At 71.0% G+C, this 15540-nt stretch carries 18 protein-coding genes; 10 read left to right on the top strand and 8 right to left on the bottom strand.

Going from position 1 to position 15540, the window contains the following annotated elements:
• Positions 1-20: 20 nt before the first annotated feature.
• From VKH46_07530 to VKH46_07500, 7 genes are all read right to left on the bottom strand, one after another.
• On the bottom strand, positions 21-1127 hold the full coding sequence (locus VKH46_07530) for an ABC transporter permease (GenBank protein HKB70679.1): 1107 nt from the start codon (positions 1125-1127) through the stop codon (positions 21-23).
• Entirely contained in the window at positions 1124-2122 is a 999-nt protein-coding gene (locus tag VKH46_07525) for an ABC transporter ATP-binding protein (protein ID HKB70678.1), read from the bottom strand. Before VKH46_07525 ends, VKH46_07530 begins: the two co-directional genes overlap by 4 nt.
• Complete coding sequence (locus VKH46_07520; GenBank protein ID HKB70677.1) at positions 2119-3051, bottom strand: efflux RND transporter periplasmic adaptor subunit; 933 nt, start codon at positions 3049-3051, stop codon at positions 2119-2121. Before VKH46_07520 ends, VKH46_07525 begins: the two co-directional genes overlap by 4 nt.
• Entirely contained in the window at positions 3048-3689 is a 642-nt protein-coding gene (locus tag VKH46_07515) for a TetR/AcrR family transcriptional regulator (GenBank protein ID HKB70676.1), read from the bottom strand. The genes VKH46_07520 and VKH46_07515 overlap by 4 nt, the downstream gene beginning before the upstream one ends.
• A gap of 471 nt (positions 3690-4160) precedes the next feature.
• A complete protein-coding gene (locus VKH46_07510) occupies positions 4161-5459 on the bottom strand; it encodes a TolC family protein (protein HKB70675.1) in 1299 nt (432 codons plus the stop codon).
• Positions 5452-6657 (bottom strand): ABC transporter permease, encoded by a 1206-nt coding sequence (locus VKH46_07505; protein ID HKB70674.1) that lies wholly within the window; start codon positions 6655-6657, stop codon positions 5452-5454. The genes VKH46_07510 and VKH46_07505 overlap by 8 nt, the downstream gene beginning before the upstream one ends.
• Positions 6657-7799 carry an efflux RND transporter periplasmic adaptor subunit gene (locus VKH46_07500; GenBank protein ID HKB70673.1) on the bottom strand — a complete coding sequence of 381 codons (1143 nt, stop codon included), beginning with the start codon at positions 7797-7799 and terminating at the stop codon, positions 6657-6659. Before VKH46_07500 ends, VKH46_07505 begins: the two co-directional genes overlap by 1 nt.
• Before the next feature lie 208 nt (positions 7800-8007).
• Between VKH46_07500 and VKH46_07495 the strand changes: the two genes are divergently transcribed.
• From VKH46_07495 to VKH46_07485, 3 genes are all read left to right on the top strand, one after another.
• Positions 8008-8163: a hypothetical protein gene (locus VKH46_07495; protein HKB70672.1), complete on the top strand. Its 156-nt coding sequence runs from the start codon at positions 8008-8010 to the stop codon at positions 8161-8163.
• Positions 8164-8310: 147 nt separating this feature from the next.
• Positions 8311-8829 carry a DinB family protein gene (locus tag VKH46_07490; GenBank protein HKB70671.1) on the top strand — a complete coding sequence of 173 codons (519 nt, stop codon included), beginning with the start codon at positions 8311-8313 and terminating at the stop codon, positions 8827-8829.
• Entirely contained in the window at positions 8826-9077 is a 252-nt protein-coding gene (locus VKH46_07485) for a hypothetical protein (protein HKB70670.1), read from the top strand. The genes VKH46_07490 and VKH46_07485 overlap by 4 nt, the downstream gene beginning before the upstream one ends.
• Before the next feature lie 365 nt (positions 9078-9442).
• Here VKH46_07485 and xerC read toward each other — a convergent pair whose 3' ends face one another.
• Complete coding sequence (xerC, locus tag VKH46_07480; GenBank protein HKB70669.1) at positions 9443-10381, bottom strand: tyrosine recombinase XerC; 939 nt, start codon at positions 10379-10381, stop codon at positions 9443-9445.
• A gap of 322 nt (positions 10382-10703) precedes the next feature.
• Here xerC and VKH46_07475 point away from each other — a divergent pair, with 322 nt between their 5' ends.
• From VKH46_07475 to VKH46_07445, 7 genes are all read left to right on the top strand, one after another.
• Positions 10704-11168 carry a hypothetical protein gene (locus tag VKH46_07475; GenBank protein ID HKB70668.1) on the top strand — a complete coding sequence of 155 codons (465 nt, stop codon included), beginning with the start codon at positions 10704-10706 and terminating at the stop codon, positions 11166-11168.
• Positions 11169-11189: 21 nt separating this feature from the next.
• Positions 11190-11756 carry a superoxide dismutase family protein gene (locus tag VKH46_07470; protein ID HKB70667.1) on the top strand — a complete coding sequence of 189 codons (567 nt, stop codon included), beginning with the start codon at positions 11190-11192 and terminating at the stop codon, positions 11754-11756.
• Positions 11757-11811: 55 nt separating this feature from the next.
• Entirely contained in the window at positions 11812-12135 is a 324-nt protein-coding gene (locus tag VKH46_07465) for a hypothetical protein (GenBank protein HKB70666.1), read from the top strand.
• 64 nt (positions 12136-12199) lie between these two features.
• Positions 12200-13159 carry a hypothetical protein gene (locus VKH46_07460; GenBank protein ID HKB70665.1) on the top strand — a complete coding sequence of 320 codons (960 nt, stop codon included), beginning with the start codon at positions 12200-12202 and terminating at the stop codon, positions 13157-13159.
• Positions 13156-13848 carry a rhodanese-like domain-containing protein gene (locus tag VKH46_07455; GenBank protein ID HKB70664.1) on the top strand — a complete coding sequence of 231 codons (693 nt, stop codon included), beginning with the start codon at positions 13156-13158 and terminating at the stop codon, positions 13846-13848. Before VKH46_07460 ends, VKH46_07455 begins: the two co-directional genes overlap by 4 nt.
• Positions 13845-15146 carry a MauE/DoxX family redox-associated membrane protein gene (locus tag VKH46_07450; protein ID HKB70663.1) on the top strand — a complete coding sequence of 434 codons (1302 nt, stop codon included), beginning with the start codon at positions 13845-13847 and terminating at the stop codon, positions 15144-15146. Before VKH46_07455 ends, VKH46_07450 begins: the two co-directional genes overlap by 4 nt.
• Positions 15147-15196: 50 nt before the next feature.
• The gene (locus tag VKH46_07445; GenBank protein ID HKB70662.1) at positions 15197-15532 is read left to right on the top strand and encodes a c-type cytochrome; all 336 of its coding nucleotides are present in this window, start codon (positions 15197-15199) and stop codon (positions 15530-15532) included.
• The last annotated feature ends 8 nt before the right edge of the window (positions 15533-15540 follow it).

Genomic DNA, 15540 nt, shown 5'->3' with positions numbered 1-15540 from the left:
CAGGCGCGATGGTATCGCGCCTAGCCGATCGTCTTCTTGAAAGCCCGCGTGCTCGCCGCGACGAGTATCGCGGAAATCGCCACGAGCGCCGCCACGCTCGGCCAGAGGTCGACGAACCCCGCGCCGCGGATGATGATGCCCCGGGCGATCTTGATGTAGTACGTCGCGGGCAGCACGTAGGCCATGGGCCGCAGCCAGGCGGGAAGAGACGAAATCGGGAAGAAGTAGCCGGAGAGGAGAAAGGACGGAAGCAGAATGACCTGCGCCCGCTGGATCGCCTCCATCTGCGTCTTCGCCCGCGACGACACGAGGAGCCCGAGCGCGAGGAGCGAGAAGAGATAGATCGTCGAAAGTCCGAAGAGGAGCGCAACGCTGCCGTGGATGGGCACACGGAAGAGCGTCGCCATCAGGATCAGGATCACGATCAGCTGGGCGAAGGCGAGCGCCAGGTACGGAAGGAGCTTTCCGATCACGACGGCGGCCGGCGAGACCGGGGTGACCATCAGCTGCTCGAGGGTTCCCCGCTCGCGTTCCTTGACGATCCCGAACGCGGCGAGAAACGTCGCCGAGAACGTCAGCAGGATGGCGATCAGCCCGGGGATCAGGAGATTCGCGCTTCGCGAGTCGGGATTGAAGAGCAGGAGCGGGTGGAGCCGCAAGGGCAGGTCGGTGACGTGCGCGCGGGCGGCGATCTCCTCGAGCGAGCGCTGGAACGCCACGCCGCTCGCCGCCGCGAGCGTCTGCGACGAGATCGTCGAGTCGGAGCCGTCGATCAGGACCTGGAAATCGGCCGGCTCGCCGTTCAAGCGGCGCCGCGCGAAATCGGGCGGGATCAGGACTCCCACCGAGGTCTTTCCCGCGACGATCTCCCGCCGAACGTCCTCCGCGGAGCCGGGAAGGGAGCGGATCTCGAAGTAGCCCGTGTTCACCAGGTCCTGCACCAGCTGGCGGCTCTCCGGCGTCCGGCTCTGATCGAAGACGGCAGTCGGAACGTGATGCACGTTGGTGTCGATCAGGCCGAAGAGCACGAGCTCCAGGATGGGGATCACGAACGCCATCCGGAGGGTCCATTGATCCCGGAACATCTGGGTCCATTCCTTGCGGAGAACCGCACGGAGGCCCCTCATGGATTCCCTCCCGGGCCCGCCGGGGAAACCGGAGCTCCGTTTCGCCCGGCGTGGATCTTCGTCAGCCGCACGAAGACGTCCTCGAGCGCGGCCTCGATCGGGCGAACCACGACCCGCGAGCCGGTCTCCCTCTCGAGATCGCGGGCGATCGCCGCGTCATCCCGGCCGGCGCGCACGAGGAGGTGCAGCGAATTGCCGAAGATCGTCACGTCCTCGACGTACGGCAGCGTCCGGGCGTGGCCCATCAAGGTCGCGACCCCCTGATCGCACGCGGCCTCGATCCGCCGCATCCCTCCCGGCGTGACCTCGGGCAACCGCGTGAGCTCGTCGGGCTTGCCGTAGACGAGCAGCTTCGAGAGGTACAGGTACGCGACCGTGCCGCATCGCTCCGCCTCGTCCATGTAGTGGGTGGCGACGAGGACCGTCGTCCCGCGGCCCGCGAGCTCGAACAGGAGGTTCCACAGCTCGCGCCGCGCGACCGGATCGATCCCCGCCGTCGGCTCGTCGAGGAAGAGGACGCGAGGATCGTGCATGAGCGAGGCGGCGAGCGCGAGTCGCTGCTTCCATCCGCCCGAGAGCTGCGCCGCCAGGCGCTCGCGGTACGGGCCGATCCCGGTGAGGTCGATTGCCCATTGCCGGCGCTCCTTCGCCTTTTCTCCTTCGAGGCCGTACACCGACGCGAAGAAGTCGAGGTTCTCGAGCACCGTCAGGTCCTCGTAGAGGGAGAACCGCTGCGGAACGTAGCCGATCCGGCGGCGCACCTCCTCGCCCGAGGTCGAGACGTCGAGGCCGTCGACGAAAGCCGCGCCGGCGGTCGGGACGAGCAGGCCGCAGAGAATCCGGATGAGCGTGGACTTGCCGGATCCGTTCGGGCCGAGGAGCCCGAAGATCTCCCCCCGCGAGATCGACAGCGAGACCGAGTCGAGCGCGCGCACCGGACCGAAGTCGCGCGTCACGCTTCGAACCTCGATGCCGAGGTCCCCGTTCCCCGTCACGGGGACAGCCGGACGACGGCGGTCATGCCGGGCTTGAGCTCCGGCGCGGGCTCGATCGCGATCTTCACGCCGAAGACCTGGTCGCCGCGCTGTTCGAGCGTCTGCACGTTTCTCGGCGTGTATTCCGACTGCTGGCGGATCTCGACGACGCGTCCGCGGAAGCTCCGGCCGGGAAACGTGTCGATCGAAATCGCCGCCGACTGACCGACGCGGACGAGGCCGAGCTTCGGCTCCGGCACGTAGACGCGCACCCAGATCTCGGACGGCTCGAGGATCGTCACGATCCCCTGGTTGGCCGCGACGAGATCGCCGGGACGCAGGTCCATGGTCTGGACGATCCCGTCGGCGGGCGCGCGGACGACCAGCTCGTCCTTCTGCTCGAGGAGATAGGCCAGCCGGCCCTCCTCGGCGGCGAGCTGGGCCCGCGCCTGGGCGATGTCCTCGGGGCGGTTGCCGCGCGCGAGCTCCCGGTAGGTCTCGCCGAGCATCCTGGCCTGCGCGGCGTCGGCGTCGTATTCCTGCGGGCTCAGGAGCCCCGATTGGAGCAGGGCCTCGCTGCGCCGGCGTTTCGTCTCCGCGTTTCCCCAGTCCGCGCGCGCGCGGGCGATCTCCTCGGTCCGCGGACCGCGCACGACTTTCTCGAGGTTCGCCCTCTGCGCGGCGACGTTGCCGCGCTCCTGCTCGATCTGCCGGTCGAGCAGGTCCGATTCGAGGAAGACGAGCGTGTCCCCCTTCTTCACGACCGCTCCCTCGTCGACCCGCACGCGAACGACCCGCCCCCCGACGAGCGAGCCGACCTGCGCGTCGCGCGCCTCGATCGACCCGGAGAGCTCGAGCGGCTTCGAACGGGCTCGCGAGGTGATCCACCAGAACGCCGCGCCCGCCGCCGCGAGCAGGAGGATGACGGACAGGGCGATCTTCTTCTTCATCGGCGCCTCCCTTTCGGCGCGGGCGGGGCGGCGCCATGCGCCCAGATCTCGAGGACCGTCGCGAGGTACCGGTCGAGCGGCAGCGGCGGGTCGAGGATGCGGAAGAGCTTGTGGAACGCGACGTAAGCGAAGAGGGCGCCCTGGAACGCGGTCGCCGCGGCCCGGGGATCGGCGACGCGGAGGCGTCCCTTCCGCACCGCCTTCCGGAGATACGCCTCGATCGCGCGAAACGCCAGCTGCGGCGGCGAGGAGCGAAGGCGCGGGTCGAACGGAAGCGGCATGGCGACGGGCCCGGCTTTCTTCCGGGCGTGAAGCCAGCCGACGATCGTCTCGGCAAACGTCGCCTCGAGGACGGGAATCACCCGTTCGGCGATCTGACGCAGCACTGCGATCGGGTCCTCGCTCCCGTCGAGGGCGCCGAGAAAGTCGAGCGGGACGGACATGGCGGGACCGCCCGCCGCCATCGCCGCTCCGAACAGCGCCTCCTTCGTCGGAGCGTGGCGAAGCAGCGCGGCGGGACTGAGCCCGAGCCGCGCGGCGATCGCGGCGAGCGTCGTCCCGTCGAATCCCCCCTCGGCGAACGCTTCCCGCGCCGCCGCCAGCACCTGCGCTCGCGTGACTCTCGCCCGGCGTCCCATAGAAAATAACTATACAGATATTTACTTATACGTCAAGAGGCCGCTCGATTACCGCGCATCTTTGGGATTGTCGAATTCTTCGAATGCCCTACCGTTCGCTGAAATCGCAAACGAGAACGAACGGCGACGACACCGCGGCCGGCCACGCGCCCGCCGGGCTCCATGTATCCGCTTTCCCTTCGAGGGCGAGCTCAGTTGCACCGACGACGAGGCGCGGCCAGACGCGAGCCAGACGGGATGCGGGCAGGCACGCCGCGTCCCGAGGCGTACCGAGAGCGTACGTTGAGGGCGCGGCGGGCCGGCACGCGCCCGGGTATCCAGCGCGGCCGCCGCAATGCGGCGGATCAGCCGCGAAGCGGCCAGTGCGCGAGCACTGAGCGCGCCGATCGCCAAGCACGCCAGTGCGACGGCACTCGCTCGATGTATCCACCTCCGCCAAGGCTTCGGCGGGACAGGTCGCCGCGCCGGCTCTTATTGGAGGGCGGCGAGGAGGCGCCCCGACACCGCAAGCAGCTCGCCCCGGGCCGCCGCGAGCGCGCGCTCGGCGTCCGCGACTTCCTCGTCGGCGTCGGAGAGCTCGAGGCGGCGCAGCGCCGGCGCGTCCGCGTCGCCCCTCCCCTCCCGCGCGAGGGCCTCGGCGGCTTCGAGCGCGCCTTCGGCGACGCCCCGGGCCCGGCGGGCGAGCGCGGCGGCCGACCCCGCGCGGGCAGCGGCCGCCTCCGCGCGCGCGAAGAGGAGGTCGAGCGTCTCGCGGCGCTCGCGCGCCTGCGCCTCGACGCGCCTCCAGGCACTCTCGCTCCGGGCGCGCTCCTCGGCGAGCCGTCCGCCGGAGAAGAGCGGCACCGCCACGGCGACGCCGACGCTCCAGTCGTCGGCCTTGAAATGGTTGTAGTACCGCGCGTAGCTCCCGGAGGCGAGGCGCCAGTATTGCGCCTCCGCCTGCACGACGGGCGCGATCGGCCGCGCCTTCGCGCGCCGCAGCGCATCGAGGATCTCGCCGCGGCGTTCGAGCGCGCACAGCGCCGGGTCCGCGGCGAACGCCGCCTCGCGGTCGGGAACCTCCGCCGGGAGGACGCTCGCGGGGTCGTCGGGGAGGAGCAGCTCCCGTCCCGGCGAGGCGCCGATCGCCATCCGCAGCTCGCGCAGATCGAGGTCGGCGTCGGAGGCCGCGTCGAGGGACTTCTGCCGCGCTCGCGCGAGGAGGAGCGCCGCGCGCTCGACGGCGAGGTCGGTCTCGCGACCTTCCTTTTGCCGGGCCTCGACGTGGCGGAGGACTTCCTGGGCGGCGTCGACGCGGCGCGCGGCCGCCTCCGCGACCGCCCCGTCCGCGCGGCAGCGCGCGTAGAGCTCGACGACCGCGCGCGCCGTTTCGATCCGCGCGGATTCGCGCGCGCCGTCGAGCTCCTCCCGCGCCGCCTCGGAGCCGAGCTCCTCGGCCTTCGCGGCCGGGTCCCAGATCGTCTGCCGCACGTCGATTCCCGCGATCGCCGGCACCTGGCCCGCGACCGCGACCGGGAGCCCGCTCGCGTAGCCGGGGGTCGCGATGAGCGACGCCGAAGGGCGGTACGCGTCGCGCGCCAGGCGCGCGCCGGCGGCGCCTTCGTCGCTCGCCGCCTCGGCCGCCGCGAGCGACGGCGAACGGGCGAGGGCCGCCGCGACCGCCGAACGGAGCGTCACGACCTGCGGAGGGGCGGAGGCGGGCGTCTGCGCGCCCGCGGGAGCGCCGGCCCCGACCAGGAACGCGGCGGCGAGAACGGGAAAGCTATTCATGGCGAAGGGCCTCCGTCGGGCTCAGGCGCGCGGCCCGGTAGGCCGGAACCGCGCCGAAGAGGAGCGTCACCAGACACGAGAAGAGGAAGGCGAACATCGCGGATGCCGGAGAGATCCGGATCGCGACGCGCGTGACGATCCAGCGCAGAACGAGCGGGATCGCGGTCCCGAGGACGACCCCGATGAGCGAGCCGGCGGCGCCGAGCATCAGCGCCTCGAGCAGGAACTGCCGAAGGATGTCCCGCCGCCGGGCGCCGACCGAAAGCCGCAGCCCGATCTCCCGGGTGCGCTGCTCGACCGACGCGAGCAGGATGTTCATGATCCCGACCCCCCCGACGACGACGGCGATCCCCGCGGCGATGACGAACGCCACGATCAATCCGAGCGAGATCCGGCGCGCGAGCCGGATCACGGTCGTCATGCTGTCGACCCGGTAGACCGAGCCCGTGTGGTGGCGCTCGGCCAGCAGCTTCTGCGTCTCCTCGACGGCGTCGGGGATCCGGGCGAAGTCCCGCACCTCGGCAAAGAGCGTGTCGACGCGCCGCCGGGGGGTGAAGTACCACGCGACCGTCGAGGGAATGAAGATCGTGTCCGGAGTCACGTCGCCCTGCCCGAGCGTGTCGACCGGCTCCTCGAACTCGCCGACGACGCGAAACGTCGTGTCGAGCGCCCGCACGGTCTTCCCGGGAGGGTCGTCGCCGCGCCAGAGCTTTCCGTAGAGCTCCCGGTTGACGACGCAGACCTTGGCCCGCTGCTCCACGTCGTCGCGGTCGAAGAAACGTCCCTGGAGGATGCGCAGGTTCTTGCGGACCGCCGGATAATTCTCGTCCGTCCCGAGGATGGTGAGGTTCCGGACGCCCGACAGAACGGCGATCTCGTCGTGAAGCGCGACGAGCGGCGTGACCCCGGAGAAGAGGTCGGTCCTCGCCGCCACGGCGCGGACGTCCGCGTCGGTGATCTGGTCGTCGAGCGTGCGGGACACGCCGGAGGTCACGGTCCCGTCGTAGCTCGCCCAGATGAGGTGCGAGCCGACGCCTTCGATCTGCGACATGACGTACCCGCGCCCGGTCAGGCCGAGCGTGACGACGAGGATGATCGACGCGGTCCCGACGACGAGCCCCGTGAGCGTCAGCGCGGTCTGGAGCGGGTGCGTGCGGAACCGGTGGAAAGCGGCCTCGAAGACCTCGCGGGGGAACATCAGGACGCTCCGGAGGCCGAGACCCGCGATCCGTCCTTCAAGGGCGCGGCGCCCGGCAGGATGACGCGCGCCCCCTCCGGGAGCCCGGAGGTGATCTCCGCCTCGGTCGCGCCGAGCAGCCCGACCGCCACGTCGCGCCGCCTCGCGAGGCCGCCGTCGAGCACGAAGACGAACCGGCGGTCGCCGTCGCGCTGGAGCGCCGCGCGAGGCACCACGAGCGCCCCCCGGCGCGAAGCCGTCACGATCGAGACGTTGAGCGAGGCGTTGCCCGGGAGCTCGGCGGCGCGGTCGGCGATCTCGCCGGTCACATCGCCGACGCGCCGGCCCCCCTCGTCGCGCAGCGTCTTCGAAACCGCAGTGACCTTTCCGCGCCACTCGCGTCCCGGCAGACCGTCGAACGTCGCGGTCAACGGCTGACCGGGAGCGATCCGCGGGAGGTCCGGCTCGTCGACGCGGGCGCGGAGCCGCCGGCGCACGGGATCGGCGATCGCGGCGACGACCTGACCGGCCTCAACGCGCTCGCCTTCCCTCCGCGGGAGACCGTAGGCGATTCCGGCCGACGGCGCCTTGACGGTGAGCCGCGCGACGCGAGCTTCCAGATCGTCCGCGGAGCGCCTCGCCAGATCGAGGCGCGACGCTCCGCCGGGAGCGAGCGCGGCGAGGCGGGCGCGGGAGGCGGAGAGGCGCGCCCGCGCCTCGTCGGCGGCCGCCGCGTCGGCGTCGCGGACCTCCGCGGTGATCGCGCCGGAGCGAAGCAGCCGCTCGTCGGACTCGGCCGTCCGGGAGCGGCGCCCGGCCTCGGCCTCGAGACTCGCCGCCTCCGCCGCGAGCGAAACGCGCTCGGCCGCGAGCGCCGTCGCCTCCGCCCGCGCTTCCCGCGCCTGCCGCTCGAGATCCGGCGCCGAGAGGCGAACGAGCGCGTCTCCCGCCGCGACTCGGGCGCCGTCCCGGACCACGATGCGGTCGACGGTCGCCCCGTCGGCCGCCCGCACCTCGCTTCCCGGCTCCGGTTCGAGCGTGCCGTCGCAGAGAACGGGAATCGCGAGGTCCTGCCGCCTCGCCGACGCGACGCTCACGGACGTCCGTTGGCGGCAGCCGGGGAGAAGGAGGAGGACGCCGCTCGCGAGCAGCAAAACCGCCACGCGGGCGCCGCGGGGCGTCGTCAGCTCCGGCCGGGCGCCTCCCGGCGTCCGCCGCTCGCGGTTTGCGGTGGAATTTCGACGCGTGGCGTGCCTTCCTTCGACGGGGCATTCTAACGACTCTCGCCGGCCGCGCCTGATCAAACCGTTTCGCCTCGGGGACCGTACAAAGGCATGGGAACACCGTATGCATAGGTGCGGGAGCGGTTCGATGAGCGAAGGGGAAGATCGGGACGACGCCGACGCCCGCCGGAAGCCTTCCGGCGGGCGCTGGGTCCCGGTCGCGATCACGATCCTGGGAATCGCATCGGTCGCCGCGGAGATCTGGGGAGTGGTCCGGGGACTCTCCCTCATGATGACCCGCTGACGCTAGGGGCGCTCCGGCGTCCGGACGGCCAGGCCGTCCGGTAGATCGCTTTCTGCCGCCCTCCCGCCCGGACCGCCGTCCGGCGACACCCGTTTCCACCTCCCCGCGTTATCCTCCCGGATCATGGCCCGAACCACGGCCCGAACCATGGCCCGATTCCCCGCGGTGATCGACGTCCTTCTCTCCGCCTGCGACCGGGCCTATGACCGAAAGTCCTGGCACGGCACGAACCTTCGCGGCGCGCTGCGGGGGCTTTCGGCGAAGGAAGCCTCGTGGCGGCCCGGCAAGCGGCGCCACAACATCTGGGAGATCGCGGTCCATGCCGCCTACTGGAAGTATGTCGTGATCCGGTCGCTGACGGGAGCGCCGAGGGGATCGTTCGCCCGCAAGGGCTCCAACTGGTTCGAGCGGCCCGGCGGTTCGGAAGCGGAGTGGAAGGCGGACGTGGCGCTCCTCGACGCGACGCACCGGTCGCTGCGCGATGCGATCGCCCGAATCGATCCGGCCGCGCTCGACCGGCGGCTTCCCGGAAGGAAGACGTCGCGGACGGCGCTCGTCACGGGCGCGGCGGCCCACGATCTGTACCACGCGGGACAGGTCCAGCTGATCAAACGCATGATGCCGCGGCCCCGGACGCCCGGCGGCCGGCCGGGGAGGAAACGATGAACCGTGACTACGTGCTCTTCAACCTCAAGGAAGCGGAGTCGGCGCTCGCCGGCACGATCCGCCGGCTCGAAAGCGAGCCCACCTTCGACGAAGAGAAGCTGCTCGCCGCGATGATGCACCTCTATCTCCACGTCAACACCGCATGGAACGCGCGGCACGCGACGGCCGAGGAAGCCCGGGAATGCTCGCCGTCGAACTTCCGAAGGTGGCATCACTTTCCCGACGACATCGCGATCGCGACAGAGTAGCTGGTGCGGCGATGCATCGAGCGATACGGGCGCGTGCCCGCCTGCCGCGCCCTGAACGTACGCTCTCGGTACGCCTCGGGACTCGTCAGGCGTGCCCGCATCCCGTCTCGCTCGCGCCTCGCCGCACCTGATCGCTTCGCCCTACCCTCGTTCAGATAGCATTCGGGGCCCGGGTGAGTTGGCTCGTCACCTTGCTCGTCAAAATACACGATTTCAGTACCAGAGAGTTCGAGGCGCGGCCAGACGGGTTGGAAGACGGGCGCGGGCGCCCGGGCCGGCGGCCGAGGCGTACCCGGGCGTACGTTGAGCGCCGCCGGCCGGGCGGCCGCGTCCCATATAACGACCCGTATGGTCCGCGCCGGCCCCTATGCTTTCGGGTGGGACTTCTTGTAAACCTCCATCAGCCTCGCCGCATCGACGTGCGTGTACTTCTGCGTCGTCGAGAGCGAGGCGTGGCCGAGGAGCTCCTGGATCGATCGAAGGTCGGCGCCCGCGGACAGGAGGTGCGTCGCGAAGGTGTGGCGAAGGGCGTGCGGCGAGATCCGGTCGGGGAGACCGGCCTCGCGCAGGCGGCGCTTCAAGATCCTCGCGACCGAACGAGAGGTGAGGCGGCCTCCGCGGTGGTTGACCAATAGCGGCTCGCGCCCGTCGCCGGCGTCTCCGCGCGCCTCGGCCCCCGATCGAAGCGCCGCGCGCGCCGGGAGATAGGCGCGGAGCGCGTCGGCGGCGGGCTCGCCGTACGGGACGATCCGCTCCTTTCCCCCCTTTCCGAGCACGCGCGCGAGCCGCTGCGCGGAGTCGAGATCGTCCAGGTCGAGCCCGGAAAGCTCCGAGACCCGGATCCCGGTCGCGTAGAGCATCTCGAACATGGCGCGGTCCCGCTCGGGGAACGGCGCCCCCTCCTCGTCGGCCGAGAGGAGCCGCTCGGTGTCGGCGAAGGTCAGCGCGCGCGGAAGCGTCTTCGGCTGTCGCGGCGTCGGTACGCCGGCTGCCGGGTTGGCGGCGCACCATCCGGAGCGGCAGGCCCACCGGAAGAGCGAGCGGAGGGCGGAGAGGTGCCGGGCGAGCGACCGGCTCGAGAGGTTCGCCCGGTGGAGCGAAGCGACGTGCGCGCGGACGGCGAGCGCGTCGATCCGGTCGATGGGCGTCTTCGACGCCGGGACGTTGGCGAACTCCTTCTCCCAGAATTCGCAGAATCGCGCGAGGTCGGAAGCGTAGGCGCGCACCGTCTGAGGAGAGAAGTTCCGTTCGAGGGAGAGCGCCCGCAGGAATTCCGTGATCGCGGCGGAAAGCGTGCGGGGCATCGCTCTTCCACACTACACCGGAAGTCAACGGGGTGGTGCCCGGGAATGCCGGCCGGGCGGACAACGGGCGGCCCGCCGAATCCGCGCTCCCTCATACCGTCATCGCGAGGCCGCAACGCGGCCGTGGCGATCGGCCCCCGGATCAGAGGCTCGCATCTTTGATGCTCGGATTCTTCGAATAGGCATCGGCCCGCGGCCCCGGAATGACCGGTTTCGAAGTAATCTTCCTCGACTTTCTGAACGATCCCGGCGCGCCCGTGTGATAGCTTTCTCCTCGTCCTCGTCTCCCGCGGCGCCTTCATCCCTCCCGAAAGGAAGGATGATGAAAACGCCAACGCTCCTCCTCTTCGCCCCGCTCCTGATGCTTTTCCCCGGCTCGGCTCGCGCCGGCGACGCGACGCTTTCGATCGAGCCCGATCCCTACGTCTCCTCCGACGCCGTCACGATCTGCCGCGTCGTCGCCCGCAACGACACACGGCACACCCTCGATGGGCGAAAGATCGCCTTCGAGGCCCGAGCCTGGGAGAACGGAGTCCTCGTCGCGAGCGAGCGCGGCCGGTTCAAGGGCGCCGTGCCGGCCGGACAGACCGCGGAGACCCGCATCGGGTTCAACGGCGTGTTCTATTCCCTGACCGTCGAGCCGATCGAGGCGGGAGCGCTCGGCCGGCGCGGCGGCGGCAAACGCGGCGGGAAAGCGTCGAAACGGTCGAAGGGCCGGTCCAAGAGCCCGGCAAAGTCTTCGAAGGCGAAAGCACGGCGCCCGCGCCGTCGTTCGCCAGCCGCATAGAATCGACCCGGAGGTGGTCCCATGCGTCTCATCCGGCCATTCATCGCGATCGTCCCTCTCGTCTGCCTCGCCGCCTGCGCGGGCTCGAAATCCTCGACGACGGCCACGACGGCGCCCCACGCGGGCCCGACGGCGACCGCCATGATCGAAGGGCGGAGCGCAAGCACCCTGACCGGCACGGCGACGTTCGTCCAGAACGGAGACGCCGTCCATGTCACGGTCGACGTGGCCAACGCTCCGGAGGGCGTCCACGCGGTGCACCTGCACGAAAAGGGGGATTGCTCCGCACCCGACGCCGCCTCGGCGGGAGGCCATTTCAACCCGATGCACATGGAGCACGGCTCCCCCGACGCAGCCAGCCACCACGCCGGCGATTTCGGGAACATGACGGTCGGCGGCGAGGGGCGCGGACATCTGGAGCTCGACACGACGATGCTGACGGTCACGCCGGGCGACCGCTCGGTCGTCGGCCGGGCGATCGTCGTGCACGCGAAAGAGGACGACATGCATACGCAGCCGACGGGCAACGCCGGCGGACGGATCGGCTGCGGGGTGGTCGCGGAAAAGCCGGCGGCGCCCGAAAAATGAAGGCAGGGCACGCGGGCGCCGGAAGCCGGCGCCCGCGTGCTATCGTTTTCCCGGAATGCGTCGTTCGATCGGTCTGATCGCGGTGGTCTCCGTTCTCGCCGCACTGGCGATGCCGGTTCGGTCTGCCGCGCCGTCCGCGATGGCGTGCTGCCGCGGCGGAGCCGCGATGGCCTGCTGCCTTCCCGGCGCCGAATGCGCGATGAGGAGCTGCCCGCCGGTCGACCGGGCCGAGGCGGTCCTCCCCGGGCTTCCCCCGGCGATCCTCGCGGCCGCGGCCGCCGCGCCGCGGCTTCTCCTCTCGCTCCCGGCCGCGACGTTCGCCGGGGCGTCGCCCCGCGTCGCGTTCCTCTCCCCTCCCGAAGAGCCCCCCCGCGGCTGATCCTCCGCCGCCGCGGACGGACGCCCGTCCGAAAATCAATCCTTTGTCCTCGAGGAACGACTCGATGAAGTTTCGCGTTCTCGCTCTCATGTTCGCCGCTGCGCTCGCCGCCCCCGCGATCGAAGTGGCGAGCTGCGGCTCGGCGACCTGCCCGATCGACCCGCAGTCGCTGAACCTGCCTTCTCCCGGCCAGTGGACGCTCGACCTGTCGTTCCAGTACATCGACCAGGACGAGCTCCGTTCCGGGCGCGACCGCGTCCCGCATCCGGTCGTCCCCGAGGAAGGGGAGCTCGAACATCGCACCGTCAACCGGATCACGACGCTCCTCTCCAACTACGCGGCGACCCCCGACCTGTTCTTCTCCCTCTCGGTTCCGTACGTGTCGCGCTACCACGAGCATTTCGAGGACGGCGCGCTCGAGCGCTTCCGCCTCGACGGTCTCGGGGACGTCTCGATCGCGGCGCGCTACCGGTTCGTGGCGGATCTCTCGGCCGCTCTCGCCGTCAAGCTTCCGACGGGAGGCCGATCGGCCAGGAACGCCGAGGGCGCCGAGGCCGAGCCGACGATCGCCCCGGGAACCGGATCCACGGACGTGTCCGCGAGCCTCGTCTGGCAGGGAACGGTCAACGTCCCCTCGCTCACGTACGGCCCGCTCGGGAACACCGCGGCCCTTCCCTGGTTCGTCTCCGCCACGGGACGGCGAAACGGGGTGGGTTCGAAGGACTACCGGGCCGGAAACGAGCTCCAGATCAACGCGGGCGCCCACTATCCGGTCTCGGAGACGTTCCAGGCGCTCCTGCAGCTCAACTCGCGGTTCCGGACGAAGGACGACGTCGGGCGGACCGACGCGATCCGCGACGACACCGGCGGGACTTTCGTGTACGTCTCGCCCGGCCTGCGGGTCGCCTTCACGCCGAAGACGGCGATCTACATCTATTTCCAGATCCCGATCTACCAGAGAATCAACGGCGTGAACATCGCGTCGAAGTACAACGTCCTCGGCGGCCTGCAGGTCCGCCTGTGATCCGCCGGCAGGGGGAACGCGGGTTCCTCCGCGAGGCGGCGATCATCGTCGGTCTCGCGGTCGTCGCGGCTTTCGTCTCGAACGCGTTCGCCCGGCGGGAGCGCAAGCTCGCCTGGCTCGGCCGGCCGCCGGTCGCCGTGGCCGTCGCGCCCCCCGCGTCGCTGCAACCGATCCCCCCGGCGACGCCACCGGCGACTTCGCCGTCGGCGCCCGCGCCGGCCGCCACGACGAAGCCGAAGGCGCCGGCCCCCGCGTCCGGCGCGGCCGCGCCGCCCCCCCCCGCCCGTCCCGCCGCCTCTCCCGCTCCGACCGCGTCCGATTTCGCTCCCCATCCCGACCGGCCCTGGATCGAGATCGCGCCCGAGCAGGCGAAGACGCTCTTCGACCGCGGCGCGCTCTTCGTCGACGCGCGCCGCAGCGCCGCCTTCCGGGAGGGACACGTCCGCGGCGCCCGCTCGATCTCCGTCTGGGAATCGGACGCCGACGAGAAGATCAAGGCCCTCCTCGACGAAGGGCGCGACACGAACGCTCCGATCGTCGCCTACTGCAGCGGCGGCGACTGCGAGGACTCGCACCAGCTCGCGCAGAAGCTCTGGGGCGTGACGTTCGACAACGTCTACGTCTACCGCGACGGATTCCCCGACTGGCAGAAGCACGGATGGCCCGTCGCGGCCGGGGAGGAAAAATGAACGCCGCCCGGCCGTCTCTGCTCCTCCGTTCGGCCGTCCTGATCGGGCGGCTCGTCCTCGGCGCCGTGTTCATCGTCGCGGCGGGGCCAAAGATCATGGATCCCCCGGGATTCGCGCACATGATCGCGAACTACCGGCTCTTTCCCCTCTCCCTCGTGCACGCGGCGGCGCTCGTCCTCCCGTGGATCGAGATGCTCTGCGGCCTCGCCCTCGTCTCGGGGGTCTTCTGGAGGACGGCGGGCAAGCTCGCCGCGGCGATGCTCGTGGTGTTCATCCTCGCGATCGGGACGAATCTCGCGCGCGACCGGGCCGTCCAGTGCGGCTGCTTCGACGTCCACGCCGCGCAGAAGACGCACGCCGAGCTGATCGGGGAGATGCGGTGGGTGCTCGTCCGCGACGGCGCGCTCGTCGCGGTCGCGGTTTTCGTCCTCGGGATCGGAAAGCGGCGCTCCCGCCGCGGGACGGCCGCCGGCGCGTTGCTCGGCGTCCTGCTCATCGCCGCCGCCGGCTGCCGTCCCGCGGCCGAACGGCCGGCCGCCCCGGCCGCCACGTCGCACGCGCTGCGGGGCGTGATCACGGCGATCGACGCGCAGCGGCGGGAGATCACGGTCGAGCACGAAGCCGTCCCCGGCTACATGGGCGCGATGACGATGCCCTTTCCGGTGGACCCGGCCGTGCGCCTCGACGCGCTCGCGCCCGGGGACGAGATCACGGCGCGCCTCGTCGTCGACGGGTCCCGTTCACGCCTCGACGAGATCTCGGTGATCGCCCGAAAGAAGACCCCGGGCGAGGCGCCGGCGATCGACCCGGCGAAGATCGCCGCCGTCGGACGGCCTTTCCCCGACTTCCGGCTCGTCGACCAGGACGGAAGATCCTTCGCGCTCTCGGATTTTCGGGGAAAGCCCGTCGTCCTCTCCTTCATCTACACACGCTGTCCCCTGCCGTGGGCCTGTCCGGCGACCGTCGCCCGGCTCGCGCGCGTCGGCGCTTCCGACCTGGCTCCCCATTTCGTCCTCGTGACGCTCGACCCGAAGAACGACACCCCCGCGGTGCTCCACGACTACGCCCGGCAGGTGGACGTCGGAAGCGGCCGGTGGTCGTTCGCGACGGGGAACCCCGAGGCGATCGCCGCGGTCGCGGAGCACGCGGGAGCCTTCTTCGAGCGTGACGGAAGCTCGATCACGCACTCCCTCGTCGTCGTCACGATCGGCCCCGACGGGACGGTTCTCGGACGCCATGAAGGCCGGGACTGGAAACATGAAGACGTGCTCGCGGACCTCGCGGCTCTGAGAAAATGACCCCTGCGCCGCCGGAAGGTCCGGCGGAAAGTCTTCGCCGAGGAGGCCCGATGTTCGTTCGCTCCGTCGCCGCCGCCGTCTTCCTGTCGTTTGCCGCCGGGGGCGTCTGGGCGCTCGCCGCCGACGCGGGCGCGCGCCCGTCGCCGCTCTTCCTCCAGAAGTGCGCGAAGTGCCACGGCGAGGACGGGCGCGCGCAGACGCCGAAAGGGAAGAAGCTCAAGGCTCAGGATTTCACCGACCCCGATTTCCAGCAGCACAAGAGCGACTCCCGGCTCGTCGAGGCGATCACGAACGGCACCGACAAGGACATGCCGGCCTTCGGCAAGCTGCTCACGCCCCAGGAGATCGAGTCTCTCCTCGGCGTCGTGCGGAGCTTCTCGCGGTAGAACGCGGC

It is taken from the genome of Thermoanaerobaculia bacterium (assembly GCA_035260525.1).
Lineage (GTDB): Bacteria > Acidobacteriota > Thermoanaerobaculia > UBA5066 > DATFVB01 > DATFVB01.
This window is presented reverse-complemented; position numbering and strand designations above follow the sequence as displayed.

Excerpts from the sequence above, each read along its gene's own strand:
- VKH46_07530 (HKB70679.1), bottom strand. The coding sequence starts at position 1,127 with ATGAGGGGCCTCCGTGCGGTTCTCCGCAAGGAATGGACCCAGATGTTC.
- VKH46_07520 (HKB70677.1), bottom strand. The coding sequence starts at position 3,051 with ATGAAGAAGAAGATCGCCCTGTCCGTCATCCTCCTGCTCGCGGCGGCG.
- VKH46_07515 (HKB70676.1), bottom strand. The coding sequence starts at position 3,689 with ATGGGACGCCGGGCGAGAGTCACGCGAGCGCAGGTGCTGGCGGCGGCG.
- VKH46_07510 (HKB70675.1), bottom strand. The coding sequence starts at position 5,459 with ATGAATAGCTTTCCCGTTCTCGCCGCCGCGTTCCTGGTCGGGGCCGGC.
- VKH46_07505 (HKB70674.1), bottom strand. The coding sequence starts at position 6,657 with ATGTTCCCCCGCGAGGTCTTCGAGGCCGCTTTCCACCGGTTCCGCACG.
- VKH46_07495 (HKB70672.1), top strand. The coding sequence starts at position 8,008 with ATGAGCGAAGGGGAAGATCGGGACGACGCCGACGCCCGCCGGAAGCCT.
- VKH46_07490 (HKB70671.1), top strand. The coding sequence starts at position 8,311 with ATGGCCCGATTCCCCGCGGTGATCGACGTCCTTCTCTCCGCCTGCGAC.
- VKH46_07485 (HKB70670.1), top strand. The coding sequence starts at position 8,826 with ATGAACCGTGACTACGTGCTCTTCAACCTCAAGGAAGCGGAGTCGGCG.
- xerC (HKB70669.1), bottom strand. The coding sequence starts at position 10,381 with ATGCCCCGCACGCTTTCCGCCGCGATCACGGAATTCCTGCGGGCGCTC.
- VKH46_07475 (HKB70668.1), top strand. The coding sequence starts at position 10,704 with ATGAAAACGCCAACGCTCCTCCTCTTCGCCCCGCTCCTGATGCTTTTC.
- VKH46_07470 (HKB70667.1), top strand. The coding sequence starts at position 11,190 with ATGCGTCTCATCCGGCCATTCATCGCGATCGTCCCTCTCGTCTGCCTC.
- VKH46_07465 (HKB70666.1), top strand. The coding sequence starts at position 11,812 with ATGCGTCGTTCGATCGGTCTGATCGCGGTGGTCTCCGTTCTCGCCGCA.
- VKH46_07460 (HKB70665.1), top strand. The coding sequence starts at position 12,200 with ATGAAGTTTCGCGTTCTCGCTCTCATGTTCGCCGCTGCGCTCGCCGCC.
- VKH46_07450 (HKB70663.1), top strand. The coding sequence starts at position 13,845 with ATGAACGCCGCCCGGCCGTCTCTGCTCCTCCGTTCGGCCGTCCTGATC.
- VKH46_07445 (HKB70662.1), top strand. The coding sequence starts at position 15,197 with ATGTTCGTTCGCTCCGTCGCCGCCGCCGTCTTCCTGTCGTTTGCCGCC.